The 25,135-nt window shown below is 57.9% G+C and carries 25 protein-coding genes and 1 tRNA gene; 6 read left to right on the forward strand and 20 right to left on the reverse strand.

Annotation, left to right across the window (positions count from 1 at the left end):
• Positions 1–32: 32 nt before the first annotated feature.
• Positions 33–1,391, forward strand: coding sequence for an MFS transporter (locus JOD50_RS02670; RefSeq protein WP_204880312.1), 1,359 nt, complete (start codon positions 33–35; stop codon positions 1,389–1,391).
• Here JOD50_RS02670 and dcd read toward each other — a convergent pair.
• The gene (gene dcd / locus JOD50_RS02675; RefSeq protein WP_101630305.1) at positions 1,388–1,969 is read right to left on the reverse strand and encodes a dCTP deaminase; all 582 of its coding nucleotides are present in this window, start codon (positions 1,967–1,969) and stop codon (positions 1,388–1,390) included. The two genes, JOD50_RS02670 and dcd, sit on opposite strands and share 4 nt — an antisense overlap.
• A gap of 148 nt (positions 1,970–2,117) precedes the next feature.
• On the opposite strand from dcd, the gene JOD50_RS10585 reads away from it, so the two are divergent.
• The 3 genes from JOD50_RS10585 to JOD50_RS02690 all read left to right on the forward strand — a co-directional run bounded on the left by JOD50_RS10585 (position 2,118) and on the right by JOD50_RS02690 (position 3,759).
• Complete coding sequence (locus JOD50_RS10585) at positions 2,118–3,026, forward strand: D-alanyl-D-alanine carboxypeptidase family protein (protein ID WP_204880313.1); 909 nt, start codon at positions 2,118–2,120, stop codon at positions 3,024–3,026.
• A gap of 58 nt (positions 3,027–3,084) precedes the next feature.
• A complete protein-coding gene (locus JOD50_RS02685) occupies positions 3,085–3,564 on the forward strand; it encodes an SseB family protein (RefSeq protein ID WP_204880314.1) in 480 nt (159 codons plus the stop codon).
• Between the two features lie 121 nt (positions 3,565–3,685).
• Positions 3,686–3,759: transfer RNA gene (locus JOD50_RS02690), tRNA-Gly, on the forward strand.
• A 219-nt stretch (positions 3,760–3,978) separates the two neighbouring features.
• Here JOD50_RS02690 and JOD50_RS02695 read toward each other — a convergent pair.
• The 9 genes from JOD50_RS02695 to JOD50_RS02735 form a co-directional block, all read right to left on the reverse strand.
• The gene (locus JOD50_RS02695) at positions 3,979–5,550 is read right to left on the reverse strand and encodes a recombinase family protein (RefSeq protein ID WP_204880315.1); all 1,572 of its coding nucleotides are present in this window, start codon (positions 5,548–5,550) and stop codon (positions 3,979–3,981) included.
• A complete protein-coding gene (locus tag JOD50_RS02700) occupies positions 5,547–6,797 on the reverse strand; it encodes a recombinase family protein (RefSeq protein ID WP_204880316.1) in 1,251 nt (416 codons plus the stop codon). The genes JOD50_RS02695 and JOD50_RS02700 overlap by 4 nt, the downstream gene beginning before the upstream one ends.
• A 788-nt stretch (positions 6,798–7,585) precedes the next feature.
• Positions 7,586–8,416, reverse strand: coding sequence for an N-acetylmuramoyl-L-alanine amidase (locus tag JOD50_RS02705; RefSeq protein WP_204880317.1), 831 nt, complete (start codon positions 8,414–8,416; stop codon positions 7,586–7,588).
• Positions 8,416–8,880 (reverse strand): phage holin family protein, encoded by a 465-nt coding sequence (locus JOD50_RS02710; RefSeq protein ID WP_239541502.1) that lies wholly within the window; start codon positions 8,878–8,880, stop codon positions 8,416–8,418. Before JOD50_RS02710 ends, JOD50_RS02705 begins: the two co-directional genes overlap by 1 nt.
• An 83-nt stretch (positions 8,881–8,963) precedes the next feature.
• Complete coding sequence (locus JOD50_RS02715; protein WP_204880319.1) at positions 8,964–9,182, reverse strand: acetyl-CoA carboxylase; 219 nt, start codon at positions 9,180–9,182, stop codon at positions 8,964–8,966.
• Positions 9,179–9,601 (reverse strand): DUF1617 family protein, encoded by a 423-nt coding sequence (locus JOD50_RS02720; RefSeq protein ID WP_204880320.1) that lies wholly within the window; start codon positions 9,599–9,601, stop codon positions 9,179–9,181. The genes JOD50_RS02715 and JOD50_RS02720 overlap by 4 nt, the downstream gene beginning before the upstream one ends.
• 16 nt (positions 9,602–9,617) lie before the next feature.
• Positions 9,618–12,449, reverse strand: a complete 2,832-nt coding sequence (locus JOD50_RS02725) for a phage tail spike protein (RefSeq protein WP_204880321.1) — start codon at positions 12,447–12,449, stop codon at positions 9,618–9,620.
• Positions 12,450–12,528: 79 nt separating this feature from the next.
• On the reverse strand, positions 12,529–13,221 hold the full coding sequence (locus JOD50_RS02730) for a hypothetical protein (protein ID WP_204880322.1): 693 nt from the start codon (positions 13,219–13,221) through the stop codon (positions 12,529–12,531).
• Positions 13,222–13,223: 2 nt separating this feature from the next.
• On the reverse strand, positions 13,224–15,902 hold the full coding sequence (locus JOD50_RS02735) for a phage tail protein (protein ID WP_204880323.1): 2,679 nt from the start codon (positions 15,900–15,902) through the stop codon (positions 13,224–13,226).
• Positions 15,903–16,158: 256 nt separating this feature from the next.
• Here JOD50_RS02735 and JOD50_RS02740 point away from each other — a divergent pair, with 256 nt between their 5' ends.
• Positions 16,159–16,776, forward strand: a complete 618-nt coding sequence (locus JOD50_RS02740; RefSeq protein WP_204880324.1) for an alpha/beta fold hydrolase — start codon at positions 16,159–16,161, stop codon at positions 16,774–16,776.
• 190 nt (positions 16,777–16,966) lie between these two features.
• On the opposite strand, the gene JOD50_RS02745 is transcribed toward JOD50_RS02740, so the two are convergent.
• From JOD50_RS02745 to JOD50_RS02785, 9 genes are read right to left on the reverse strand one after another with little or no spacing between them, the layout of a single operon-like run.
• Positions 16,967–17,395 carry a hypothetical protein gene (locus JOD50_RS02745; protein WP_096882529.1) on the reverse strand — a complete coding sequence of 143 codons (429 nt, stop codon included), beginning with the start codon at positions 17,393–17,395 and terminating at the stop codon, positions 16,967–16,969.
• A gap of 19 nt (positions 17,396–17,414) precedes the next feature.
• Positions 17,415–18,023, reverse strand: coding sequence for a major tail protein (locus JOD50_RS02750; RefSeq protein WP_096882528.1), 609 nt, complete (start codon positions 18,021–18,023; stop codon positions 17,415–17,417).
• 12 nt (positions 18,024–18,035) lie between these two features.
• Positions 18,036–18,380 carry a hypothetical protein gene (locus JOD50_RS02755; RefSeq protein ID WP_096882527.1) on the reverse strand — a complete coding sequence of 115 codons (345 nt, stop codon included), beginning with the start codon at positions 18,378–18,380 and terminating at the stop codon, positions 18,036–18,038.
• Positions 18,377–18,814: an HK97-gp10 family putative phage morphogenesis protein gene (locus tag JOD50_RS02760; protein ID WP_102216807.1), complete on the reverse strand. Its 438-nt coding sequence runs from the start codon at positions 18,812–18,814 to the stop codon at positions 18,377–18,379. Before JOD50_RS02760 ends, JOD50_RS02755 begins: the two co-directional genes overlap by 4 nt.
• Positions 18,807–19,145, reverse strand: coding sequence for a phage head completion protein (locus tag JOD50_RS02765; protein ID WP_204880325.1), 339 nt, complete (start codon positions 19,143–19,145; stop codon positions 18,807–18,809). Before JOD50_RS02765 ends, JOD50_RS02760 begins: the two co-directional genes overlap by 8 nt.
• A 12-nt stretch (positions 19,146–19,157) precedes the next feature.
• Positions 19,158–19,475: a head-tail connector protein gene (locus tag JOD50_RS02770; RefSeq protein ID WP_204880326.1), complete on the reverse strand. Its 318-nt coding sequence runs from the start codon at positions 19,473–19,475 to the stop codon at positions 19,158–19,160.
• Between the two features lie 22 nt (positions 19,476–19,497).
• The gene (locus JOD50_RS02775) at positions 19,498–20,724 is read right to left on the reverse strand and encodes a phage major capsid protein (protein ID WP_204880327.1); all 1,227 of its coding nucleotides are present in this window, start codon (positions 20,722–20,724) and stop codon (positions 19,498–19,500) included.
• A 14-nt stretch (positions 20,725–20,738) separates the two neighbouring features.
• The gene (locus tag JOD50_RS10725) at positions 20,739–21,626 is read right to left on the reverse strand and encodes a head maturation protease, ClpP-related (protein ID WP_096882522.1); all 888 of its coding nucleotides are present in this window, start codon (positions 21,624–21,626) and stop codon (positions 20,739–20,741) included.
• Positions 21,623–22,924 (reverse strand): phage portal protein, encoded by a 1,302-nt coding sequence (locus tag JOD50_RS02785; RefSeq protein ID WP_102216804.1) that lies wholly within the window; start codon positions 22,922–22,924, stop codon positions 21,623–21,625. Before JOD50_RS02785 ends, JOD50_RS10725 begins: the two co-directional genes overlap by 4 nt.
• 48 nt (positions 22,925–22,972) lie before the next feature.
• On the opposite strand from JOD50_RS02785, the gene JOD50_RS02790 reads away from it, so the two are divergent.
• Complete coding sequence (locus JOD50_RS02790) at positions 22,973–23,518, forward strand: hypothetical protein (RefSeq protein WP_204880328.1); 546 nt, start codon at positions 22,973–22,975, stop codon at positions 23,516–23,518.
• Here JOD50_RS02790 and JOD50_RS02795 read toward each other — a convergent pair.
• Complete coding sequence (locus JOD50_RS02795) at positions 23,515–25,119, reverse strand: terminase large subunit (protein WP_204881499.1); 1,605 nt, start codon at positions 25,117–25,119, stop codon at positions 23,515–23,517. The genes JOD50_RS02790 and JOD50_RS02795 overlap by 4 nt on opposite strands.
• Between the last annotated feature and the right edge of the window lie 16 nt (positions 25,120–25,135).

Here is a 25,135-nt window from a genome sequence, read left to right on the forward strand (position 1 = left end):
TATTCTACGGAACCCCGCCATAGGCTCTTCACATGCACACAACCTCTCACGCCACCCCAGGCGCTCCGCAGGCCTACGGTCAGGGCACTAAGAAACAGGTCTTCACGTGGTCGTTGTGGGACTGGGGCGAGAACGTCACCAACTCCATCATGCTCACGTTCGTGTTCACGGTTTACCTGACGTCATCATCGTTCGGTGACCCTGACGAGAACGCGTCCCAGCTTTCGCTCGCGGTCGCGTTGACGGGTGCCGTGATCGCGTTGACGGCTCCCGTTCTGGGGTTGCGAGCTGACCGCAGCGGTAAGCGTAAGCAGTGGCTCGCGTTCCACACCGGGATGATCGTTCTCGCGACTGCGGCGTGCTTCTTCATCAAGCCGGAGCCGGCGTATTTGTGGCCCGGGATCCTCTTGATCTGTGTTGCTACGTTCTTCAGCGAGATCGCGAACGTGAACTATTACGCGATCCTCCCGCAGATCGCCCCGAAACATAAGATCGGCCGAATCTCCGGTATCGGGTGGGCTTTCGGTTATCTGGGTGGCATTGTCGCGCTCGCGGCGGTTTTGTTCGTGTTCGTGCAACCGGTGGTTCCGTGGTTCGGTTCGAATCCCGATGAGGGCTTCAACATCCGCATGGTCGCTGTGTTCTGTGCGGTGTGGATGGCGGTGTTCTGCGCGCCGATGTTCTTCAGCGTCCCGGAAATCCCTGCGGTTCCGGGGCCTAAAGCGAGCTGGCGTGAGTCATATGTGATGTTGTGGCGCAGCATCAAGAGCTTGTGGCACAAGGACCGGCCGACGGTGTGGTTCTTGTTGGCTTCTGCGATCTACCGGGATGGTTTGGCGACTGTTTTCACGTTCGGCGGGATCATCGCTGCGACCGTTTTCGGCATGGATCAGACCGAGGTGATTCTGTTCGCGCTGGTTGGCAACGTAGTTGCGGCTACCGGCGCGATCATTGGCGGTTGGCTTGACGATGTCGTGGGCCCTCGCGCTGTCATCATGGTTGCGTTGATCGCGCTGATCGGTGCTGGGCTGGGTGTTTTGTTCTCTCAGGAAAGCTGGCAGTTCTGGGTCTTCGGACTCTTCCTGTGCCTCTTGGTGGGGCCAGCACAGTCCTCATCGCGTGCACTGCTCGCACGCCGCACTACCGAGCACACCGCGGGTGAGCTTTTCGGCCTGTACGCGACCACGGGCCGCGCTGTCACGTTCCTTGGCCCCGGGCTGTTCTCGGCCTCGATCTACGTGGCCTCGAAAGTCATGGACAATATGGGCGTGGATGGCAGCGCAACCCGCTACGGCATCGTCGGCATCCTGGTGATCTTCGTGGTCGGCATCGTTCTGTTCTCGCTGGTTCCAGGGATCAAGCGGGAGGACACGACCACGCGCGCCGCCTAGTCTTCGATGCGGGTGCGGTGGAAGTTCAGGTGCGAACGCGACGCGGTAGGGCCACGCTGGCCCTGGTAACGGTTGAGGTACGGGCCGGTTCCGTAAGCGTGCTCAGCTGGTGAGGACAGCTGGAAGAAGCACAACTGCCCGACCTTGGAGCCTGGCCACAGCATGATCGGCAGGGTCGACATGTTGGAAAGCTCGAGGGTCACGTGCCCGGAGAATCCTGGGTCGATGAAGCCCGCGGTCGAGTGGGTCAGAAGGCCGAGCCGGCCGAGCGAAGACTTGCCTTCGAGCCGAGCAGCAACATCGCCGGGTAGCGTCACTTTTTCGTAGGTGGCTCCCAGAACGAACTCGCCCGGGTGCAGAATGAACGGCTCGTCTGGCTCGACTTCGACGAGGCGCGTCAGTTCAGCCTGTTCCGTCGACGGGTCGATGTACGGGTATTTGTGGTTGTCGAACAACCGGAAGTAACGGTCCAGGCGTACGTCCACGCTCGAAGGCTGGATCATGTCCTCGCCTCGCGGTTCGAGCGCGATCTTCCCGGAATCTAGGGCTTTACGAATATCACCATCTGAGAGCAACACACGCTCAGAATATCGCGTAGCCACCATTCCTCGCATTTTCCCGGGTCAATTTGAAGGCTGGAACGCGAAGATCTGACATAGTAAAAGGTGCACGCAACAAAGGTGTCCGTGCGATGCGCGCGGTTCACTTCACCGGAAGGATCGGCTTGTGAAAGGTAGGCACGCCGCCGCGACCGCGAGGACTGTGCCGCGGTGGGCTCTTCCCGTGGGTGTGTTCCTTGCCGTTCTCGCGCTGATCCTCGTGATCGTACTCCCCCGCTCTGGTGGCCAAGCAACCAACGATGCTGAAACCAGCCCAGCGGCAACGTCACCTGACGCGAAGCAGCCAGCCGCAGCCAGCGCATCGGACGCCAAAGAAAACAAGCCAGCCGACGCCGACAAGGAGCCTGCCAAGGGGAGCATCGCGGGACCGAAAGTCAGCGCGGCTCCATCCGCATCGACGAAGGAACCGGGCGAGAGCGAAAAGCCCTCAGAAAATGCTGAAGACCGCAGCCCCGAAATCCCGAGCGACCCCAACAACATCAAGGTCCTGGCCAACAAAAAGCGGCCCCTCGAACCGTTGACATACGCGCCCAAAGACCTCGTCCACATCGGCAGTGGGCAAAGCATGCGAAGCGAAGCCGCACAAGCTTTCAAAAAGCTACGCAACGCCGGGGCGGCGTCCGGGGTGAACTTCCACCCCGTGAGCGGCTACAGGTCGTACAACCAGCAAGCCGCAACCTACAACCACTGGCGGGCCACGTACGGCCAACAACACGCGGACTCCGTGTCCGCCGCACCAGGAACCAGCGAGCATCAGCTGGGCCTCGCCGTCGACGTCTCCGACGGGATCTGCCACCTGCGGCGCTGCTTCGCGACCACGAATGCCGGGCAGTGGGTCGCACGGAACGCCCACAAATACGGGTTTGTGATCCGCTATCCCGATGGGAAGACCGACGTCACCGGATACTGGTACGAACCGTGGCACCTGCGTTACGTCGGAACTGAGCTGGCGGACGAACTCACCTCGAAAGGGCTGACCCTCGAGGAGTACTACAAGTGGAAACCAGGCAAGTAAGGGTCTGACGCATGCTCGCGGGTAGATCCAGCACGAACGAACCCGGTAGGTTGGAACCATGAGCACCAATGAGCCAGAAAAGAACGAACAGCCAGAGCAGCCAGAAGTGGATGCGCAGCCTCAGCAGGAGCACGGCGAGCGCATGCTGGACGAAAGCGAGCTCGAACCGTTCAACGACATCGAACGCGTGATTGTTGACGGCGCCGAAGGGAAGCTGGAAAGCAACGAAGTCCTGTCCAAGATCGCGGCTGCGAACCTGTTCTTCCTCACCGAAGAGGAAGTCACGGACGAACAGCAGGTTGTTCAGCCGCTACTGCTCAAAGGGCCCGACGAGAAGGTCGTGCTTGCAGTATTCACGCACCCTGCGCGCGTGGCGCAACAGTTCATCGACATGGCTCCGTACGCGGTCCGCATGCCGGGGCTGCAGGCGTTCCACCAGGCAGTTGGCGTGGGTATCGCGATCAACCCGGGTCACCCGATCGGACTTGTGCTGGACGCCGAGTCTGTTGAAAACATCCGCGAAGTGCTTAACAGCTAAGCACCTACCGGTTCTGGCGTGGAAGCGCCAGCGGCGGCCGCAACACGTTTTGGAAAACACGGCGTCGCGTGCCAGAATCGGAGAGTTCACCAAGCTAGTTCGCCTACTTGTGGTGAACGATGCGGGTGTAGCTTAATGGTAAAGCTCTTGCTTCCCAAGCAAGCGACGCGGGTTCGATTCCCGTCACCCGCTCCACTATGACGTCGAAAATGATAAGTAGGCGTTTGCGTTAGCGGGTATGCCCCAAGGGGGTCAAGAAAATCCCTTCCGTTAGCGAGTGTATAGCGCGTTAGCCGTGACCTGCCGAAATACTTCCCGAGCACTATCACTTCGCTGTTGCCACGATTTCTGGGCATGAGAAAAGCCCGTCCGCGCACTCATGCACGAACGGGCTAAAAATTTCCCTCTAACCTCCTACAGCTGAACCCTCACTACCTCGCCAACTCGGAACACGAACCGGATCGTATCCTCGCCTACGATGGCGTGATCGATGAGTGCGCTCCACTGCGCGGGACGAAACTCGCTCACCGGTTCGCCCGCCAGATCATTCAGGGTTGTGGTGATGGCGGCATGCTTGGCAGTGTTCGCTACGATATCTGCTTCCAGGCTTGTTTTACGTGCAAGCGTCTTACGGTAGGTAGTATCGAGTTTGGTGTACTTGTTTTGGTAGGCGTCTTGGTCGAGCGCACACCGCTGGTTTTCCGCAATCAGCGTCTCGATCTGCTCGGTGAGTTCCACAAGTTTTGCCTGGCACGCTGCGGCTTGTTCTTCCAAACGGCTCGTATCGAACATGTCGCCAAGCACCTGCGGCAGCTGGCTTTCGTACCGGTGGCGGGCGATCAGTTGGTTGAGCGCTTGGACGAAAGAATCCTTGATCTGCTCGTCTTTCACCGTCGCGCTGCTGCAGGGATGTTCGTCTGTGTATTTGTGGTTGCATTGCCAGACTGTGTACTTGTATTTCGTGTTCGACGCCCACGTTTTACGCCCATACCACGCCCCACACTGAGAACATTTCAGCCGGGTGGAGAATAAGCCGACTTTCGCTGACGATATGTTGGCATGGCGGGTGGCGAGTTCGTATTGCACCTGATCCCAGATACGCGGAGCAATAATCGGCTCGTGATTACCTGATACGTAGTATTGGGGCACTTCACCCTCGTTGACCTTCATCTTCTTAGTAAGGAAATCGGTGGTAAACGTCTTTTGGAGAAGGGCGTCGCCCTTGTATTTTTCGTTGGATAGAATGGAGCGCACTGTCGAGGTTGACCACACTTCTTTCCCACGCGGGGTGAGAATCTTACGCTGCGCGAGCTCGGTTTTAATCTCACTGATCGCCATCCCGTCAAGGAAAAGCTGGTAGATCAACCGCACGGTCGGAGCCTGCGTCTCGTCGATGACGAGGCTGCCACCCTCGCCTTTCTTGTATCCGAGTAGGGATTTGTAGGGCACCATGATTTTTCCATCGGCAAAACGTTTCCTATGTCCCCAGGTGACGTTCTCGGAGATGGAGCGGGATTCTTCTTGCGCCAAGCTCGACATGATCGTGATGAGTAATTCGCCTTTGGCGTCAAAGGTATAAATATTTTCCTTCTCAAAATAAACCTCGACGCCTGCATCCTTGAGCTTGCGCACGGTAGTGAGCGAGTCGACGGTGTTGCGTGCGAACCGGGAGACGCTTTTGGTGAGGATCAGATCGATTTTGCCTGCCAGGGCGTCATCGATCATGGTTTGGAATCCCTCACGGCGCTTCATAGAGGTGCCAGAGATACCTTCGTCGCAGTACATGCCCGCGAACTGCCAATCATTACGGGAATGAATGTAGGTGGTGTAGTAGTCGATCTGAGCCTCGTAGGAGGAGGTTTGTTCTTCCATCTCGGTAGAGACGCGAGCGTAGGCGGCGACCCGTCTGCGTGCCGGTGCGCCAGATGAGGCTGCGGCAGATCGAAGCTTCTTTGTTGCGGGTATCGCGGTGACGGTGCGGTTCATGCCAGCCTCCCCTCACTGGTTAACCCCACTGGTGTCATGGTTCCATCCGCGAGGTGGAAGGTGAGCTGATGCTCGAAGGCCTCGATCATCACGATCTGCTCGCCAACCTGGACGGGGTCGAAACCCTGGGTGCCGAGCATGTCTGCGCAGGCTTGTTCGAGGAGTGTTTCGCGCAGGTTGTGCCCCCTACAGGGGTTGCCGTTCCCGGTGCAGGCACTCCAGCAGCGCCAGAACTTGTATGAGGTTCCAGACTTGTAGGTGCGGGTTTTGCGTTGATAGTTCTTCCCGCACGCCGCGCAGCAGATCCGCCCGGTGAATACGCCCGTGTTTTTTGACGGGGTGGCAGCCGGGCCCGCCTCACGCCTGTGCGCGATTTCTGCTTGCACCGTGTCAAACATCGCCTGATCAATGATCGCTGGGAGGGCTTGCTCGACCCAGTATCGCGGCAGCTCCCCGTCGTTGAGGGAGCGTGTGGGTGCTTGGATTGTGGGGCGGTACATTTTCTGTAGCATTTGGCAGCCCTTGTACCGCTCGTTTTCGAGCATGCGACGAAACACGGATCCGTAGAACCGTCCCCCTCCCCGAGAGCGTTTACCTTCAGCGTTGAGCATGCCAGCGGTCTTTTCCGGGCTGATCCCATCGAGATAATTGGCAAACAGTAAGCGCACGATCTTGGCTTCTTCGTCGATGATGGTGAACTGGCCGTTTGCCCAGTGGTAGCCATAGACAACGAAGGAGTTCGTGCCACCGTTCTTGTATCGGTTGCGGATTGCCCATTTCACGTTCTGGGATAGCGAGCGTGATTCTTCTTGGGCGAACGAGGCCAGCAAGGTTAACAGCAGTTCCCCGTCAGCGCTAAGGGTGTCGATACGTTCGCGTTCGAACCGTACGGCCACGCCAAGGTCTTTGAGCTCACGGACCGTAGCGAGCAGGTCGACAGTGTTGCGGGCCAGGCGTGAGATTGATTTACACAACACAATATCGACACCCCCGCCCCTGGCTGCGTCCATCAAGTCGGCCAGGCCTTGCCGGGATTTCGTTGACGTGCCGGTGATACCCTCGTCGATAAACACGCCTGCATAGGCCCATCCGGGTGTGGACTGGATCAGGCGCGAATAATACGAAACCTGCGCCGATAGGGATGCTAACTGCTCTGTGCCGTTGGTTGAGACCCTCGCGTATGCTGCTACGTTGACCAGTTTCGGGGTCGGCGGCCGAACTGGTGTCACCACACTGATGTGTGCCACGTTTTCTCCTTTCGCGTTAGGTCTATACACGCTCTAAAGGCGGTGTTTATCCAGTCGTTTCGCCCACAATCTGTGGTTGATAGATCGGGTTCCGGTCCTCCCACAACAGCCGATAGGCACGCCGATACTCTGAAGATGTGAGCACACCCCGACTTGCCAGCATGCTTAAGACGTGAGCGTCAGTAATAAAGGCGAGTTCTCGGGCGAACATCTCAGGCTGTGTCATCTGATCAACCCGAGCCGTGAGAGCGTTCATGGTCGTCCGCCACGGGTGCCGAAGCGAGCACGTACATAACAGGCGTGGCAGCAGTACTTTTGGCCCGGTTTGTCCACGATCGCGAAGCGGCGTCCGCAGTGCGTACAGGTCTGCTCGCGCACTGGCTCGGTTTTCTGTCGGTGCCGCCACGCTTTATGTCTGCATGCGGGCGAGCAAAACCGAGCCCGAACACCTCCCCGAATGGGGCTGGCACACCACTGGCATACCTGCCAGGCCATCACCAACCCGGCGTCGAGATTTCGGTTGGTGCAGTACGAGCGGACCTGGTCACGAGTCAGGGCGCAAAACTCGGCAATCGCTTTATACCCCCAGCCCGCCGTGCGCAGGTTACGAATACGTTGTTCGTCAAGATCATTCACAGTGAGGTCACTCCCTTCACCCCACTGCCGACAAACCCGTATGTGTTAAATCCGTCCATGAAACGACGAAAAGCCCCGCCACCACCGGCTCCCCGAGGATTGGGAAGTCACAGTGATGACGGGGCTTCAATACGCCGTAGTAGCGTGCGGGGTTAGTAGCCGAGCTTGGCATTCACGCGCGCCTGAACAGTGGCGTAGAGGTTACCCAAGCGGCGCTTACGCTCATCCCCGTTGCCGTAGTCGCCGCGAATGACGGCGTCAGCCAGAGCATCAATGTTGGGCCCTGCGGGCTTCGTAGGCGTGTTGCCAGAGAGCTTCTCATTGACTCGCTGTTGAACAGCGGCGTAGCGGGCTCCGAGGCGACGTTTGCGCTCATCCCCGTTGCCGTAGTCGCCGCGAATCACCGCATCGGCAAGAGCGTCGATGTTCGGCGTTGCAGGAGCAGGTGCTGGTGTGAGCGCTGGCGCTGATGTAGCGCCGGTCATCTGGTCATACCAATACTGAGCGCGAGCCATGTAGGCGGCGTGCTGGGAACCAGCAAGAGATGCCGGACAAGCAGTGGCAGAGAAGTCCTTGTGCCCGAACACGTTCTTACCCCAGACCGGGCGGCCAAGACCGTAGAACTTGCAAACGGCCGCGACGAGGTGTGCTCCGTTATCCAAACATGCGTCGGATACCGACCAAGGATCGGAAGAAACATCGGCGTGTTCGATGCCGATACTGGTGGTGTTGGCGGCAAAGTTGCCTGCATGCCAGGCGGTGTCCCGGTCCCACACGAGCTGGCCGATGCGTCCGTCAGTTTGGACTTGGTAGTGGGCGGAAGCAGGACGGGACTGCCACACGTCGTAACAGCCCCTAATGGTGAGGTTTCCGGCGTTGTGGTGGATGATGACCTTATCGATCCGCCGACCGTTCCTGCCGGGCGTGTAGTGTGTGTTCATGATGAGGTCGATGTCGGCCTCAAGCGCGAGCCAATTCTTCATCAGTGAATCTCCTTATCTGTTGGGTGTTCAGCGGTTGTTTCGGTCAGTGAGGGTCTTGTTTCGGCGCGGTTGGCGATCGCATCGAGCGCGCCGCGCATTTGGGATGGGACGGGTAGGCCGAGGCGGGTGGCGTTTTCGACCAGGGAGATGCCTTCGTTGGATAGGTAGAAGAAGATGACCGCCGCTCGCAGCACGCCGGGTGCTCCGAGAATATGGACGTCGATGAGGTGGGCGAGGCCGACGAGGGTAAAGATGAGGATTTTGCGGCTGATACCCCTAAAACCGACGGATGAGCTGAGGCGGCGCTCGTTGATGGCGGCCAGCACCCCGGTGATGTAGTCGGCGATAGCGAAGACGATCAGGGCATAGACGAGGCCGTCGAGACCTCCAAGATAAGCGGCGAGCCACGCACCAATACCAGCGATGCCGGTTTGGATGGCGTGCCAGATGGCGTGTAGAGACATGAGAATGATTCCTTTCGTGGGCATAAAAATTGCCCACACCCATCAGTGGGTGAAGGCATCAAAAATTGGTGTAGCGCAGCGGGTTACATGGTTGGGTCGGTGAGCACCTCCAAGATTGGCAGGCTCAAGTCGAATGAGGCCGCCTGCGGCACGGGTAGCGTGATTTCCTCGACCTGTCTGGCTGGTGGCGTGGGCGTGGCATCGGATTCGACCGGGATGATGGGTAGCTGTACTTCTTCGCTAGACGTTGACTCATCGGCCGTGACTTCGGCCAGTTCTGTGTTTTCGTATTCGGTGGTCATTGGCCACCCTTGGTGATGGCGTCGTAGAGGACGTCGTAGGCTTCCGCCGACACGCCAGACAGTTCACCCTCATAGCCGTCAAGAAGTGCTTTCACGTCCTTGTCGTGGCCGTCGTAGGTGGGCCCGGAGACTTCCGCAACAGATGCCAGTAGTGATTGGCGTGCGTCGAGGAATTCACTGGCTTTGTCGGGGTTGGCGAGCATGAAGGTGCCGTCGTCTGCGAACACTGGGCGACCCTGATCGTCGAGTGTTGCGAATTGGGTGACGAGGTCGTATTCATCTTCCCCGAACCGGGCAATCGCTTCCTTCACTAGCGTCAGGAGTTTCGAGCGAGCACGGGACTGCGCCGCCTTGAGCGGCATATTGGTGAGTAGGTCGGCGATGGGTTGCAAATGGTGGTTGGCGAGCATGATCTTCATCAGTATTTCCTTTTACTTATGCGAGGTTGGTGGACATGGTCGATAAGCCAGTGTTGGAGAAGTACCGCCACGTGATGTTCGACCCAGACCCGGAGATGGATGTGATCCACCCCTGATTGAGTAAGGTCAGGATTGCGTTCATCCGCGACATCAAATCCTTGGTGCGATCAAAGAGACGGGTCATGTTGTAATACGAGCCGTTAGTGACCACCATCAGGTCATAGGTGTGAAACACGATCTTCGACAGCCCGCTTGGCCCCACCCAGCCCGAATAGGTTCCCTTGCCCGTCAGCGTGCAGTCCTGCAAGGTCACATATCGTGAGCCCGTCGTGTAGAACTTATAGCCACCAGTACGCAGATCGGAGCCGAGATGGATACCGGATTTCCCGTAAAACAATCCCTTCGGATCCAACGTCAAACACGTGTAGTAGGTGCCGCCGTCTGCCTTCTGGTAGGTCCAGGCAACGTAGTCGCCTTTGTAAGCAAGTTGGTTGACGATTCCTTGCACATTCGGCTTATCTTTATGAGCCCGCCGCGCGAACTCACCGATATAACGGGTGCCGTACCAAAACTGCATCCCAGCGCTCGTAATCTTGCCCTCCAGCATGGAGCCGTCATACCAAGCGATCTGATACGGGGTGATGCGGATAGATTGCGTCCAACCTGCCAGGCCTACTTGGATGGCGTTGGTCGCGAGCTTGTCGGCCGTAATCGACCGCGCCCCAATCCGAGCCGCCGACAACGTCCCGGTGGTGATCTTCCCAGCATCCAGCGAAGCAATCTTGGCCGATGTGACCGCAGCGTCTTTAATCATCGCATTGGTGATGTATCCGTTGGCGATCGTGAGCTTATCGGAGGTAATGGACCCTGCTGCGATGCGTGCAGCCGACAAAGTGCCAGTCATAATCTTGTTCGCGGATAGGCTGCCAACCTTCGCATCCGTGATCGCCGCATTCGCGATCATCGCATTCGTAATAAACCCGTTGGCGATCGTCAGCTTGTCTGAGGTGATGGATCCAGCCTGAATGCGTGCCGCTGCCAGGTAGCCCGAGGTGATCTTGTCTGCCGACAGTGAGCTGATTTTCGCGTTGGTGATCGCGGCATCAGCGATGTGTGCGGTGCCGATGGCGGCGTCTGCGATGTGTGCTTGGCTGATCGCTTTCGACCCGATCATCGCGCCACCCACCGGTGTCTGCTCCCATTGGTTGTTGGTGAGAATGTATTGGCGGGCGATCACGCCGTCTACGCGCACTTGCCATAGCGCACCCTCCGGCCTGCCAGCCGCGTCCGCTACGCTCGGGTCAACAACGGCAACCGTGAGCCGCCCATCCGAGGTAACCGCAACGTCGTGGGCATCTTGCGCCAACTGGGTAGCACCAGCGGCTGCGGTATTGGCCTGGTCAATATCGACCTGCGCCGAAGCCATCTGAGTGGCGACAGCATCGGCGGCGGTTTGTGCGTCTTGTGCGGTGGTGAGGGCTTGGTCGACCTGCGTGCGTGCTGCGTCGAGTTCCGCGCTGATCTGTGCATGGTTCAGATCGGTGGCGAGGGCGACCCAGCCGGGCTGCCCGGTGTCGGTGAGCCGGTATATCCAGATTTCGGTGGTTTCGCCGTTGCTTTTGAACCATGTGTCGCCGAGCTGTGCCTTCTCGGGCTGGGTGGTGCCGTAGTGGTTGGTGTTCTTCCCATCAGCGCTTGCGAGGGCGAATCCTGCCGTATCCGATGCAGCCACCGCCGTATTGATGGCAGTCTTCACTTGCCGGGTGACGGACGTGAACTTCCGAGCAGTAGAACCCAGTTCGACCGAAATGTACTGGAGCGCGAGTGGGTTGTATTCGTAAGCGACCACCCGTGCCGTGAGCGCAACACCAAGATCAGCGTGGCGGACGGTCACGGTGTCGCCAATTTCGACGGTTTCCAGCCGTGCGAGGTCAGCGTATTCACGGGTTTGTGAAAGGTCAGTGAAGCGGATCTTGTACGACCCGGACGGCTCATCCACATGCTTGGCGCTGAATTCTGCTGCTGCCAGATGGCGCAACTGCGCGTGTGCTTGGTCGAGTGGAAGCTCGCCTTCACGTGGGTTGTCTTTATCCGTGATGGCTTTGACTTGTCCGTAGCGGATGACGCGGATACGCGGCACCACATAATCACCCAACTTCAGCGAATCCACATAGAGCTCGGGTAGGAGTAGGCCGTCGTAGCCCACCGGGAGAATCCGCGTCGCCACCGTCGAAAAATCAATGGATGACTCAAACCCAGTGAGGTTCTTCCGATCACGGATGACAACGCCTGTATTTCGCCCACGCCGAGCGGAGTGATGGATATGGAAATTATCGCGGGCCAGTTCGCCGCCCCAACGCGAGATGAGCGTGTTATCCTCGCCCGCATCCATGAGAGCTTGGGCGATGGGCATGCGTACCATCCGTGCCGAGGATCGCGTCACCGTATCCGAGCTTGTGGCAGTGAAATTATGGTTGGTGTTTGCCGCGCCAAGGATTTGAGTGAGTGCATCTTTCGCGGTTTTGTTGACAACGTAGGTGTCGGCGATGAGGTTCGCGGCCAGATCATAGAAGACATGAAACGCCGTCACTTCCAGCGTTCCTTCGAGGGTGGTGACGACCTCGCTGATCCGGAAACCCTGCCGTTGCTCCAGTCCTGGCACGGGCGCTGCCACAATGTTCTCAAGTACGAGGTGCGTGGCTGCGGGGCCGTCTGCTGGGTAGGTGAAGGTCAGGGAGAATTCGCCACCTAGTTCTTCCGTCACGATCGGGTTGATGATCTCTCGGTCGAGGACACCGAGGCCGGTGGCGGTGAATGTCGTGGCGGTGCGGTCGTGAACCGTAATCATGAGTGAGCCTTCCAAACAAAACACAACGACCACCCCCGTAAAGGGATGGCCGTCAAAGAAAGATGTAGTGAGCGGCGGATTAGGGGTTGCGCCAATTCGGCACAATGAGCACTTGTGAGATGCCAGTACCGAGAGTGATCCGATTGACCCCAGGCTTGAAGGTTGGGAATGCTTCACTGAGCGCATCGGTCTGGACTTTCCCGTGGGCGTGTGCGACGAGACGCGCGCTGTCGAGCGTGACGGAACCTGCTGGCGAATTCACGTGATAGACGCGCGCATTGATCGTCAGCGAGAGCGCCCCGGTGCCATAGACGGTGATGATCGGATCGGCATCGAGTAGGCCGGGGTTCGTGATCGCCCCAGACTCCGACATCGTTACCGACTTCAAGCCCTCAGACAAATAGCTGAAGGGCTGGCAGGTGAGCCGCGCGGTGAACAGCCCCCACCCCGACAGCTCCCGGCGCAACTCGCCAACTTCGCAGTGCTTAACCTTCCGATACACACCCGACTCACCAGTGAACGCGATCATGGACGCGCCCGTCAGCTCGTGAGAAGCCTGTCTATACTGGTGGAGCCCGTCACGGATAGACACGGCGAGCTCAAGCTCGACCTCGGTATCCTCCCAGCCCGTGAAGCGCGTGAGGGTCCCGGCGCGGCCTTCGACCTCAATATCATCCACCGCACGGACGGCGGCGGGAATCGCCACCGGTGCCGTGAGTCGCAGACCAAGCGACGCCGAAGTCACCGTGTTGTTCAGGGTGAAGCCAAACATGATCAGTAGCCTCCTGCCATCACAGTCTGCCGCCGATCAAGGCGCGCGAGTTGCTTGTCGAGAGCGGGTGCGAGCTTGCCCACCAGCGTCCCATCCGACAACGTCACTGAAATATCCAAAGACCCGAGGATGCGTTTTGCTGTTGCATCGACGATGCTCGCGACATCCACACGCTCACTATCAGCACCGCCACTCGTATCGCGACTGATAGCTATGGGTTGTGGGGTGAGGTCAACGGCAGGTACCTGTAGATCCGCAACCGCCTCGATCGGGACGCTCAGCCCGTCTTCAAGGTCGGCGAAGGCGTCCATCGTGTCCCTAGCTAAACCAGTAGCGGCGGTGACGGCTTCGTTGCCGTCCGTGCGGATGGAGCCTGCGAGGCCTTCGACAAGCATCTGTCCTGCCCACGCCATCTTGCGAGATGGTGAGTGGATACCGAAGAAGCCGGTGATCGAGTCCCAAATTCCGCTTGCCCAGTTCGAGACCCGATTCCACAACCAGCCCGCCAAGCCTTGGATGCCATTCCACAGGCCGTAGACGAGGTTCTTACCCGCCTCCACCATCTGCCACACGCCCTGCCCAACAGCAGACACAATCCCAGAAATAATCGATGGGATTGCTGCGACGATTGTGGAAATGATCTGCGGCAGGTTTCGCACCAACGCGGTGAGGAGTTGGATTCCTGCTTGGACGAGTTGCGGGATAGCCCCACCAATCGCCGATACAATACTGGCGATAATCTGCGGGAGCGCGGCGACGATCGTCGTGATGATCTGCGGTAGCGCCCCAATCAACGCCGTCAACAACTGAATGCCTGCTTGGATCAGTTGTGGGATCGCACCCACCACGCCGCTGACGATCGCGGTAATAATCTGTGGGAGTGCTGCGACGATTGCTGTGATGATCTGAGGCAGCGCCCCGATCAAGGCGGTGAGTAGTTGGATTCCTGCTTCGATGATTTGTGGAATCGCCCCGACGAGGAAGGTCACTATGCCGGTGATGATCTGTGGGAGGGCTTCGATGATGATGGGAATTGATGCGATGAGTCCTTCGGTAAGTCCGGTGATGAGCTGCAACGCCGCATCAAGAAGCAACGGGAGGTTATCGACCAGGCCCTGCACTAAAGCCATGAGCATCTCCACCGCCGCAGGAACCAGTTCCGGTAGTGCTTCGCCGATACCAGAGACGAGGGTGGCGATGATCTGAATCGCCGCCTCCAACAAAGACGGCAACGTTTCGATGATTGCTTCTACTAAAGCGATGATCAGCGTCACGGCTGTTTCTGCTACTTGTGGCAACACCTTGATAATGCCTTCAAGGAGCGCGGTCAAAATGCTCATGCCGGTCTCGACCACCATCGGTAGCTGCTCAGCAATAAATGCGAGAGCTTCCTGTAACACGGTGCCGAGGGTGTCAATCAGGGCAGGCGTGCCTCCTTCTTCGAACGCTGTCGTGAGTTCGTCGATCCAGCCGTTGACCATCGGCAACACCGAACCCGCCAACGCCTCAGAGACTCCGCCTGCGAGGAGGCCTTTGAGGTTTTCGATCCCGTCCTGCATTGTTGCGAGCTGGCCGCTAAAAGTCTTGGATTGGGCGTCCATCGCCCCATAGAACCGGCCACCCTCGGCCGTGGCAGAAGCAAACGCGTCCGCAACCATGTCCGCAGAGATAGCTCCCTTGGCCATTTCCTCCTTGAGCTCACCAATGCTTTTGCCGGTCTTGCGGCTGATCTCTTCGAGCGGGTTGAATCCGGCGTTGATCATCTGCAGCAAGTCCTGACCCGTGAGCTTGCCGGTCGAGGACATTTGGGCGAAGGCGAGCGTGAGCGATTCCATCTTCACCGCATCTCCTTGGGAGATGTCGCCGATTTCGTTGAGGTGCTTTTTCGCATCCTCCAGGCTCATCCCGAAGCTCAGGAGGGTTTGCATGTTGCCCGCGAGGTCCTCCATACCAAACGGAGTCTTCGCCGCCTGGGCCTTCAAATCATTCACAAGCTTCTGAGCCTTGGCTTGGTCACCCAGCATCGTCGTAAAGGATGTCGAGTATTGCTCCATGCGGGCGTTGTACTCCACGCCTTCCTTCAACGCGCCTACCATGCCGCGACCGATCGAGGCGATCGCATGCCCGATTCCTTTGACTCCGGCGATGATAGCTTCGGAGGCGAGGTTGGCTTTCAACACGTCACCGAAAATGCGGGTCTTGGAGCTGGTGGTGTCCATCTCCACGCCGAGATCATCGACCGCGCCCTCGAGTTTGCCCGCATCTTTGGCAGCGCCCTTCGCATCATCTCCCGCACCGTCTGCCTCGTTCCCGAAATCTGAGAGGGCGTCGTTGTTGGCTTTGAGTTCGCCTTCGAGCCGGTTGAGTTGCGCGCCTGCGTTGTTGAGCTGGATCTGCCAATTCTTCGTCCGACTATCGTTCTCACCAAAGCTCGTGGCGGAGTTTTCGAGTGCGGCGCGTAGGGTCTCGATCTTGGCTTTTTGAGCTTCGATTTCTTTGCCCAGCACTTGGTTACGGGCGGTGAGGGCTTCGGCGGACTGGTCGTTCTTATCGAACGAGGACGCCACTAGCTTCATCTCCGAGCCGAGCACACGCATCTCGCGGTTAATATCCGTGATCGCGCGCTTGAACTCACGCTCACCCTCAAGCCCAATCTTCAAACCAAAACTGGAGTCGGCCATAGGTCTGTATTCCTTCGCGTTGCTGGGGGTTAAAATTGGCTAGAGGATGAGGAGGAATCGTGTGGGCCAATGTTGTAACTAATCGCCGGTGGGTATGGCCGTTGTTTGCTTTACTCGTCATCGGTACGGTCGTTTTCGCTGTTTTGTGGATGAGCGGTGTCGTGCATCCCGTCACGGGCATCGCTAATGCAGCAGGTTTCGCAATATGTGCGATCGGGCTTGTAGCGTGGCATCTTGCCACTCGTGGTTTGCAGCGATGAGCATTCCGGTGCTTTTCCTCCACGGACTTGGTGAGACCCCGCAAGCCTGGAATGGCGTCATCAACGAGTTCGAGAGCATTGACGCGCTCACGCCCACTGTTTTCGATCAGCCATCAGGAACGCCATGGTCGTTACATGAGCGCACGGACGAACTCGCCGCATCACTGAATGATCCAGTCGACGTGGTTGGGCTATCTCTTGGTGCGGTGATGGGTCTTGATCTGGCAATTCGGCACCCGCGCATGGTTCGGTCGCTGTTTCTTTCAGCTCCGCAGGCGCGCCCTCCTAAAGCATTGATGTGCATTCAAAGCGTTCTCATGCGAGTCTTGCCTGAGCGTCTCGTGTGCCCACCACAGATTTCCAAGCAACAGTTGCTGGAAATCCTGCGTCAAATATCAGCCATTGATTTTGAGCCAGAGCTTGGAAATATCGCGGTTCCAACGACGATTGCGTGCGGCTCGAAAGACCGTGCGAATCTTCCTGCCGCCCGCACCATCAGCCAACAGATCCCACATGCCCGCCTCATCGTTGTGCCAGACGCGGGTCATCAGTGGCATCAATCAATGCCCACGCAATTCGCTCACGAACTAAAAGCCCACTGGAACAGTATCTAAATCCCGGCAGGAATCACGTCGTCGATGAACCATTGACGTAAGGGTTGGGCTCTGCCGGTTTCGAGTCGCCAGCAGTCGACCAGATCCAACAGCTCACCAAACACGGTTAAGCCCACCTCCACCCGCGATAGGTGGAGATGGGCCATTCCGATATACGCCAGCCGCGTGAACACAGAATTGTCGGTTTCGACTATCCGTCCACCGCTGCTGGTGCTTTTGGGACTGGCTCGGTAAAGATGTCTCGGCGTGTGCCTCGCTGGAGGGCTTCGGCGATCGCGCCACGATAGTCCGCCAGATCAGCAGGCACAGTGAGTAGTTCAACCTCATCCACGCTCAGCTCTGGGCGCTTGCCGTCTGGGTGGCGGTGATTGTGGATCTGGACTGACTGGTTGGCTAGCAGCGTGATCAGCCAAATCACCTCACCGAGCGTTTTACCCAGATCATCAGAGGTTTCGAGGGCCTCGCCGAGGTGCTCAAGTCCGCCGTAGCGTTCGGCGATGAGCCGGGTGGCGCGGGTGGTGAGCACCAATTCGAACGGCTCCCCACCAATCAGCACAGTCGCTGACCGGCCAGACTCCACCGTGCTTGCAGCCTTAGCGTTGCTGGTTTTCTTGCTCATGGCTTTCAGTCCTCTCGGGCTAGCTGTTGGATGCGGGTTTCGCGCTGGTGGTGGCGGGTTCATAGACTTGCGCATACCAGTTCGTGATCGTCTCGGGCTTGACCCCGGTGCTGCCTTCGGTGACTTCGGCCTTCCACGGATGACGCCCCTTTGTATCCGGCTTGTTGCGGCGCAGAATCGTGCCCTCAATGCTCGGGGTGGAGAACGTGATCGAGTCAGCCTTGGTGGCCAGCGTTTCTGTTGGCAGGGCGAACTTGACACGGTACAGCCAGAAATACTGATACTTCCCATTGCTTCGTGCGGCTCGGAAACCTATCGCCACTGGAGACCCACCGTCCTCGGAGGCTGAGATGAGCACCCCGTTAGAATCCACGCTCGCGCCAGTCAAGGCGGCGGCTGCTTCACCACCCAGATCATCAATCCCCAAAGTGAGGGTTCCGGATTTGAATTCCTTGACGATCTCGGAAGGGCCGTCATCGGCATACAGGATCGCTTCAGCCACCTCGACGGAGAGTTCAGCGGAGATAGCTTTGGCCAGCGGTTTGGGTTTGGCGTAGGTTTCCTCACCCGTATCGGGGTTTTCGGTGATCGTGGCGTAGTAGAGCTTGTCTAAACCAATAGTTGCCATGAGAAATTCTCCTTATCTGTAGATGTGGTGGGTTGCGACGTCTATCGCGTAATGGTGAAATCCGGTATCAGCTTCAAAGCCGACATACGTACGGCCAGTAATCGTTAAACCGGCGTCGAGCAGGGCGCGGGTAATGCGGTTACGCAGGTCGAGATAGTTAGATTTCGTGAAAAGTGCGAGGCGAACTTCCTCAACCTCGATACTGGGTTGATTGTCTGCGAACACGTCCAACACGTCCGTCAGCGGGGTTGCCACCAGATACGTCTGCGACGCTGGCGTCGTCGTGTAGAGGCTGACTTCGAACGGCAAACCAAGCTCGTCAGCGATCGTCGTGAGTTGTTCGAGGAGTGCGGTCATGGTTTGACCTGCTCAATCCGCGCCGTCAACGCCGTTTTCATAGCCTCGATCGCACCCCGCCTTGTTTGCGACCGTGTGGGTGCAAGAAACGGGCGCGCAGGTTGGTTGGATCGGCCGTGTTCGAGGACGTTGGCGATCAACGCATTCGCTCTGCCGTCGCGGCGGTTCTCAGCGAAGCCAACCTTAATGTTGTGATCGCCTCGGCTGTTTACTTTCACCGAGGTCGTACCAAGTGCAGCAAGTAGTTGCCCGGTTGAACGCGAGGGATTCTTGGTGGCGCGTCCGATCGCGCCGGTGAGGTTGGCTCGCATGCGCGGCTCAACCACTGCTGCTCCTGCCTCGAGCACTTCATCCGCAGATGTTTCCAGCACGCGGCTGGCAGCGTCGAGGGAATCAATGAACGCGTTGGGAAGGCGAATCTGCACTCTAGCCACGGGCCTCTCCTTCGGGCGTGGTCTGGTGGGCAAGAATCTCGACATACCTGCCGATCACCTCGACGGCGTCGATCACATACCTGCCCTCTGGTGCGCTGATCTCCATATCAGTGGTCACGGATAGTCCGGGGATGGTACGGATGCGGAAGAGAACGTCAGCCTGTGAGTACGCGGCGCGATTCACCCACGCAGCCGATGCATGCCGCACCTCGATCTGCGCCCGCACCGTTGCTCGCACCTCATCGCGCGTGGTGGTGAACCCCGCCTTATCACGCACCGTAACCGGGACGATGAGGTCGATGGATGTGGTCATGTATCCAAGAGAAGCCATGAGTTGTTCTCCTTAGACTTTCCATTCGCGATCCAGACGCAGCAGATTGTTCACCGCGTTCCACACCGCCCGAGCCGCATCGGGTTTATCTGCCCAGAACCCTGCTGTGGAACCATCACGCGACTCATAGAAATGGGAGGCGAGCATGACAACGCCCTGCCGGGTCGCCCCAGACATGTCGTGGGTCTCGTAGTAGCCCTCATCAAGGTGTTGGTAGGCGCAGGCGTAGGAGGTGGCCGCATTCACCAATGCGACAAGCAGCTTGTCGTCATCGTCAAAGGTGATGAGCAGGTTCGCCTTCACCTGATCGATAAGCTCTGTTGTGGTCATTGCGGCCACCCCCTTTCCATGGTTATGCGCCTGTCTTTTGGGTTAGCAGCTTGACTGCTTCGGGTAGGACGAGCTTGCCGTCCAGTCGCTGCGAGGCTAGGAATCCGACCTGTCCGGTGGTGGCGAACAGTTCGTTGAGACGCTTGAAGGAGCGGCCCTGGCGGTCGGCGATCCAGTAATACGACAAGTCACCGAAAGCAACCGTGGACGCACCAGCCTTGATTTCCGGCACGAAGGTGCTCGTGTGGACGGGGCGGCCAAGGACAAGGTCTGGGGTTCCTGTGGTCAGGGCTGGCTGCCACAGATACTGGCCGTTGCCGTCCTTGAGCTTGCGGATGGTTTTCACGGTCGAGTCGTTCATCAGCCATACCGCGTTCTTCCGATACGGGCCGCGCAAACCGTAGTGCAGATCGATGAGTTCATCAGCCGTAATATCGCTCGCCTTGCCCGTAGTCAGTGCCTTCTCACCACCACCAGTGGCTGCGAAAATACCGGTGGGCTTGCCCTTTCCGTCCCCGGTGAGGAAGGCTTCTTCTTCGGCAGCGCCGATACGGCGAGCAAACTCCGCCGCCAGGTACTGCTCGACATTAAACGCGCTATCGTTCAAGAGTTCCTCTGAAATTTTGAGGAAGGTGCCGAGCTTAAACGCGCTCAGCGTCACCTGCGTGAAGGCTTCATCTGACTCTGTATATGGCTTGCCTTCATCGAGCCACCCAGCAGTACCATGCGTGGAGACGACCGGGATCTTCCGATCCCCGCTGGTGGTTTGAATGACCTTCGCCAAGGAGCGCATGATGTTCTGATCTTCCAGTGAGGAGATCAGCGTGCGTTCAAACTCGTCAGGCACCAGATAGCCGCCCTCGGTATCGACGCCCTCGGACAGTGCGTTGCGTACTTCCATCGGTGAAATGTTCAGTCGCATCGCATCCCAAAACGCCCGCTTATACGAGGCGGTTGCTCGAGGTGCAGTCGGCTTGGCTTCATCATCAGGGTTCATGCCTGGCATTGAGGTCAGCGGCGTGTTGGTTGCCTTGGCGAGGTCGGCGTCGCGGCGCAGTGCACGTTCGGAACGGGCGATTTCATTGGTGAGACAATCGATCTCGGCTTCCATCTTCGCGTAAGCCTGATCATCTTCAGCCGACAAGCAGCCCGATGTAGCATCGCGGCGCTCATCGAGGAAGGCCTTCGCCTTCTCCCAAACATCTGCGCGCTTGGTACGAAGGTCAGAAACAGAAAGTGAAGTAGACATGAGTGTTGGTCCTTTCAGTGGGGTTGGTTAGCTAGTTCGGCGTACAAATCAAGAACCCGCCGACCAACAGGCACGGCGGGAGTAGCGGTGGGGTGTGGTGGTCGCACCGGCTTCGGCGGTGATGTGGCGGTCAGGTGTGCGACGAGTTTTTGCTCGGCTGCTCGGCGTGAAAACACCGTGCCTTGTCCCACGTTCTTGGGTGGGAACACCTGCCGCTTCAGCTCCTCATCGTCGTCTTCGTCTGGATCGTCTGGAGAGTCGACCTCGTCCTCATCATCTGGGTCGTCATCCGGGTCATCGTCGGGCTTCTTGGGTTCGACCGCGAAGGCGGGGTTGCGCTGGCCGGTGAGGAGTTCGTCGGCGAAACCCATGTCAATCGCGGCACGGGCATCCATCCACGTCTCGGCATCCATGAGCTTGGACAGCTTCGCCCGGCTCAGGTTCGTCTTTTCCTGGTAGGCATTCAGGATCGAGTCTTTGACCGAATCAAGCATGCTCATCGCACGTGCGAGTTCGTCCTTATCGCCAACCGCCATCGTCGCTGGGTTATGAATCATGAGCATCGAAACCGGACTCATAGCCACGGTGGATGCGGCCATTGCAATCACGGACGCGGCCGATGCGGCGATACCGTCGATATTGACGGTCACCTCGCCTGGGTAGTCGATGAGCATGTTGTAGATCTGCGCCGCAGCCACAACATCACCACCCGGGCTGTTGAGCCAGATCGTCACCGGCCCGCTACCCGCGTTGAGTTCGGCTGCGAAGATGGCGGGTGTGATGTCATCATCGAACCAGGATTCTTCAGCGATTGTGCCGCTAATACGCAAAACCCGGACACTACTTGCGTCCGGGTCAGTGTTGTGTGGCTCGGGTGTGAGCCAGTTCCAAAAACGTCTCATATCCTCCTCCTTACAGAAGATTCACTCATAGGTTCCTCAGCCGGTTCAGGCTCTGGTTCAGACTCGGTTGTCTGCGCGTATGCCCCTGCGAGACCGAGCGGGAGCATATTGCCGTTGACTAGGTAGAGGTCGCCGCCAGCTTCGGCAGGGATCTTGTCGAGGTTTTCTAGTTCGCGGATATCGTTGGCGCTCATCCACCCGTTCTGCCGGGCCACCGCATACCCATTCATTCGGGATTCGTAATCCCCACGCAGCAAGCCTTCGAGGTTGAACTTCACATAGATCTGCGGCTTCTCGCGCGGGCTGAGCAGGGTTTTGGTGATGGCTTGTTCGAAGCGGATCACCCACGGATCAAGCGTGTACTTCACAAACTCCAACGACTGCTGCTCAATATTGGAAAACGAGGATTTTTCGAGGTCGCCGATCATGTGCGGCGGAATACGGAAAATGCGGGCGATCTCGTTGATCTGAAACTTCCTCGTTTCAAGGAATTGAGCTTGTTCTGGGCTGACGGAGATGGGCGTGTATTTCATGCCCTCTTCCAGTACCGCGATCTTGTTGCCGTTCCGTGCGCCGCCGAACGTTGCCTGCCAGGACTCCCTAACTCTGGCGGGGTCTTTGATCGTGCCCGGATGCTCCAACACCCCACCAGGAGCAGCACCGTTAGCAAAAAACGATGCGCCGTAGTCTTCTGTTGCTTGGGCGAGGCCGATGGCGTTTTTCGCCATCGCAATCGGGCTATAACCAACCAGGCCGTCAAAGCCCAGGCCGGGAATATGGAGGACATCGCGCGCGGCCAACGTGATGGTCTCGTATCTTCCTGTTGGTTCGTCCCATGTGCGCTGATACTCGTAATACAAACGCCCGGCTTCGTCGCGTCCGACGGTCATGCGGTTGGGCATGAGCGGATACAGGCCGATGACCTCGTCGCGGCCGTTACGGATCACCTGAGCAAACGCATTACCCCAGAGCAGTAGGTGGGTCATCAACGTTTCGCGGAACACGAAGCTCGTCATCTCTGGATTCGGCTCATCATGCAGCAACCGATACAACGGATGATCGAACGCCTTCACCTTCGCGCCATCAGCGTCTTGCTGATAGACATGCAACGGCAGGCCCGCGATAGCTTCAGCCAAAATCCGCACACACGAATACACCGCAGTCATCTGCATCGCCGAGCGTTCCGTCACCGGACGCCCAGAAGACGTCGCCCCAAAGAAAAAGCTATAACCAGAGCTGATCGCGTTATCGTCAACGGAGCGGGCAGTGTCGCCACGCAACCAATTCAGAAAACCCATGTGCATACCTTTCAATGAGAGAATCGGTAAGAGAAGGAGGAGATAGCGATGACCGAGAGTTCGTTCCAACAAGCAAAAGAGGCCTATCGAAAAGCGCGTCTCGTTGAACGCGAGAAAATCCGTAACTTGCTTCGATCCATGAATTTCGAAGTAGTCGACGGCCCTCAAGCCGGAGAAGGTCCTTTCTCCTACCCAAAGAGATCAACGCGCATTCGCCCACAACTAGACCTAAGAAACTGGATGTGGGTAGGAGGAACGTCACTCAGCGATCGTTCAATCCAGGTTCTCGTCACACTGCAAGTCCTTGACTGGGATTGGGAAGAGGAGGATGGCAAGTTAAAAAATACATCGAGAAATGTGCATGCCCTGTTTGATCGTTTAGGCGTTATTCCTTTTTGCGATGCTCCGCACCCGAAGCTTCGACCAGGTGCGCATTCAGAATTAAAATTCCCGACATGCAACCTCGAGGCCGATAAGTGGGTTAAGAACGCAGTTCTCAACGATCAGTTCCATACGGATATTGACCTCCCGCTGGATGAAATCAAACTTCATAAGCTCGAGCAGATAATCCGAACGCGATGCTGTCACGCCTAAATAACGAATAATCCGCGTTCGTCATAAACACTGCCGCTGACGTGCCCGCTGCCGGTTCGGATAGCGCGGTCGAGGGCCATGATCGTGGCGACCACGCCGTCGATCTTCTCGGTGCTCTTTTGCTTATCTGGCTTGATGTTGCCCGCTGGGTCGGTGCGAATGTGAATGTTGTCGACCATCCACGACAGAACCGGGTGCCCGCCGTGGGCGAGCTTGCCCTCGAGTGCGAGCTTCATCAGCTCCTTCGACGGCGGGCTCATATCCTTAAACCCCTGCCCGAACGGAACGACGGTGAAACCTAAGGCTTCTAGGTTTTGGCTCATGTGCACAGCACCCCACCGGTCGAACGCAATCTCACGAATATCAAACCGTTCACCTAGCTGTTCAATGAAGGCTTCGATCGCTCCGTAGTGGACGACGTTGCCCTCAGTCGTCTCTAGGTAGCCTTGTTGCTGCCACAGGTCGTAGGGCACGTGGTCACGGGCTACTCGGAGTTTGAGGTTGTCTTGCGGTATCCAGAACCATGGCGCAATCACATACGCTTCATCACCTGTTTCGGGTGGGAAGACGAGCACGAACGCCGTGATATCCGTCGTCGACGCAAGATCCAGCCCGCCGTAACACACCCGCCCCTCCAGATCAGAAAGATCGACGGGTGCGTTGTTAGCGTTCCAGACGTGCATGGGCATCCACCGCACGCTTTGTTTGACCCATTGGTTGAGGCGAAGTTGGCGGAATGTGTTTTCTTCAGCCGGGTTCTGCTTCGCGCTCGTGCAGGCTTGGCGGACTTTCTCGATCGGAACCGTGATTCCTAAGCTCGGATTAGCCTTATGCCACACGTCCTCGTCGGTCCAGTCGTCTTCACGCTCCGCCCCGTAAATCACTGGATAGAACGTCGGGTCATGTTTCTTGCCTGCGAGGATGTCTTCAGCTTTCTCATGCTGCTCATAACAAATCGAATGCGTGTCGGTACCCGCTGTCGTAATGAGGAAGTACAACGGCTGGGTGCGAGCATCACCTGAGCCTTTCGTCATCACGTCGAACAAGGCACGGCCCGGTTGGGTATGCAGCTCGTCGAAAACGACCCCGGAGATGTTGAACCCATGCTTGCTGTATGCCTCCGCTGAGAGGACTTGGTAGAAGGAGTTGGTGGGCTTGTAAATAATCCGCTTCTGCGAGGCAAGAATCTTGACGCGTTTGGACAGGGCTGGACTCATGCGGATCATGTCCGCTGCGACCTCAAACACGATCGAGGCTTGCTGGCGATCTGCCGCGCACCCATACACTTCGGCGCGTTCTTCACCATCCCCGCAGGTGAGTAGTAGCGCGACTGCGGCGGCGAGCTCACTTTTGCCCATCTTTTTGGGTATCTCGACGTAGGCGGTGGTGAATTGGCGGTAGCCGTCTTCTTTGACAGTGCCGAACAGGTCGCGGATGATTTGCTCTTGCCAGTCGATGAGCTGGAAGGGCTGTCCTGACCAGCGGCCTTTGGTGTGCTTTAAGGCTTGGATGAACGCGACCGCGTAGTCGGCTTTACGCTTATCGTAGCGTGAGCCGTCGGCCATGAATCGGGTTGGCGTGTAGGTGTCGAGAGTGCGCATCACGCCCGTCAGGCTC

The organism is Pseudoglutamicibacter cumminsii, from assembly GCF_016907775.1.
Taxonomy (GTDB): domain Bacteria; phylum Actinomycetota; class Actinomycetes; order Actinomycetales; family Micrococcaceae; genus Pseudoglutamicibacter; species Pseudoglutamicibacter cumminsii.

What these genes read in the sequence shown, in the direction of transcription:
- JOD50_RS02695 (WP_204880315.1), bottom strand. Translation starts at nt 5,550, where the DNA reads ATGAACCGCACCGTCACCGCGATACCCGCAACAAAGAAGCTTCGATCT.
- JOD50_RS02770 (WP_204880326.1), bottom strand. Translation starts at nt 19,475, where the DNA reads ATGACCACAACAGAGCTTATCGATCAGGTGAAGGCGAACCTGCTCATC.
- JOD50_RS02715 (WP_204880319.1), bottom strand. Translation starts at nt 9,182, where the DNA reads ATGACCACCGAATACGAAAACACAGAACTGGCCGAAGTCACGGCCGAT.
- JOD50_RS10725 (WP_096882522.1), bottom strand. Translation starts at nt 21,626, where the DNA reads ATGAGACGTTTTTGGAACTGGCTCACACCCGAGCCACACAACACTGAC.
- JOD50_RS02745 (WP_096882529.1), bottom strand. Translation starts at nt 17,395, where the DNA reads ATGAGCAAGAAAACCAGCAACGCTAAGGCTGCAAGCACGGTGGAGTCT.
- JOD50_RS02735 (WP_204880323.1), bottom strand. Translation starts at nt 15,902, where the DNA reads ATGGCCGACTCCAGTTTTGGTTTGAAGATTGGGCTTGAGGGTGAGCGT.
- JOD50_RS02725 (WP_204880321.1), bottom strand. Translation starts at nt 12,449, where the DNA reads ATGATTACGGTTCACGACCGCACCGCCACGACATTCACCGCCACCGGC.
- JOD50_RS02730 (WP_204880322.1), bottom strand. Translation starts at nt 13,221, where the DNA reads ATGTTTGGCTTCACCCTGAACAACACGGTGACTTCGGCGTCGCTTGGT.
- JOD50_RS02755 (WP_096882527.1), bottom strand. Translation starts at nt 18,380, where the DNA reads ATGACCGCACTCCTCGAACAACTCACGACGATCGCTGACGAGCTTGGT.
- JOD50_RS02710 (WP_239541502.1), bottom strand. Translation starts at nt 8,880, where the DNA reads ATGTCTCTACACGCCATCTGGCACGCCATCCAAACCGGCATCGCTGGT.
- JOD50_RS02705 (WP_204880317.1), bottom strand. Translation starts at nt 8,416, where the DNA reads ATGAAGAATTGGCTCGCGCTTGAGGCCGACATCGACCTCATCATGAAC.
- JOD50_RS02765 (WP_204880325.1), bottom strand. Translation starts at nt 19,145, where the DNA reads ATGGCTTCTCTTGGATACATGACCACATCCATCGACCTCATCGTCCCG.
- JOD50_RS02740 (WP_204880324.1), top strand. Translation starts at nt 16,159, where the DNA reads ATGAGCATTCCGGTGCTTTTCCTCCACGGACTTGGTGAGACCCCGCAA.
- JOD50_RS02685 (WP_204880314.1), top strand. Translation starts at nt 3,085, where the DNA reads ATGAGCACCAATGAGCCAGAAAAGAACGAACAGCCAGAGCAGCCAGAA.
- JOD50_RS02785 (WP_102216804.1), bottom strand. Translation starts at nt 22,924, where the DNA reads ATGGGTTTTCTGAATTGGTTGCGTGGCGACACTGCCCGCTCCGTTGAC.
- JOD50_RS02795 (WP_204881499.1), bottom strand. Translation starts at nt 25,119, where the DNA reads ATGCGCACTCTCGACACCTACACGCCAACCCGATTCATGGCCGACGGC.
- JOD50_RS02720 (WP_204880320.1), bottom strand. Translation starts at nt 9,601, where the DNA reads ATGAAGATCATGCTCGCCAACCACCATTTGCAACCCATCGCCGACCTA.
- JOD50_RS02670 (WP_204880312.1), top strand. Translation starts at nt 33, where the DNA reads ATGCACACAACCTCTCACGCCACCCCAGGCGCTCCGCAGGCCTACGGT.
- JOD50_RS02750 (WP_096882528.1), bottom strand. Translation starts at nt 18,023, where the DNA reads ATGGCAACTATTGGTTTAGACAAGCTCTACTACGCCACGATCACCGAA.
- JOD50_RS02775 (WP_204880327.1), bottom strand. Translation starts at nt 20,724, where the DNA reads ATGTCTACTTCACTTTCTGTTTCTGACCTTCGTACCAAGCGCGCAGAT.
- JOD50_RS02790 (WP_204880328.1), top strand. Translation starts at nt 22,973, where the DNA reads ATGACCGAGAGTTCGTTCCAACAAGCAAAAGAGGCCTATCGAAAAGCG.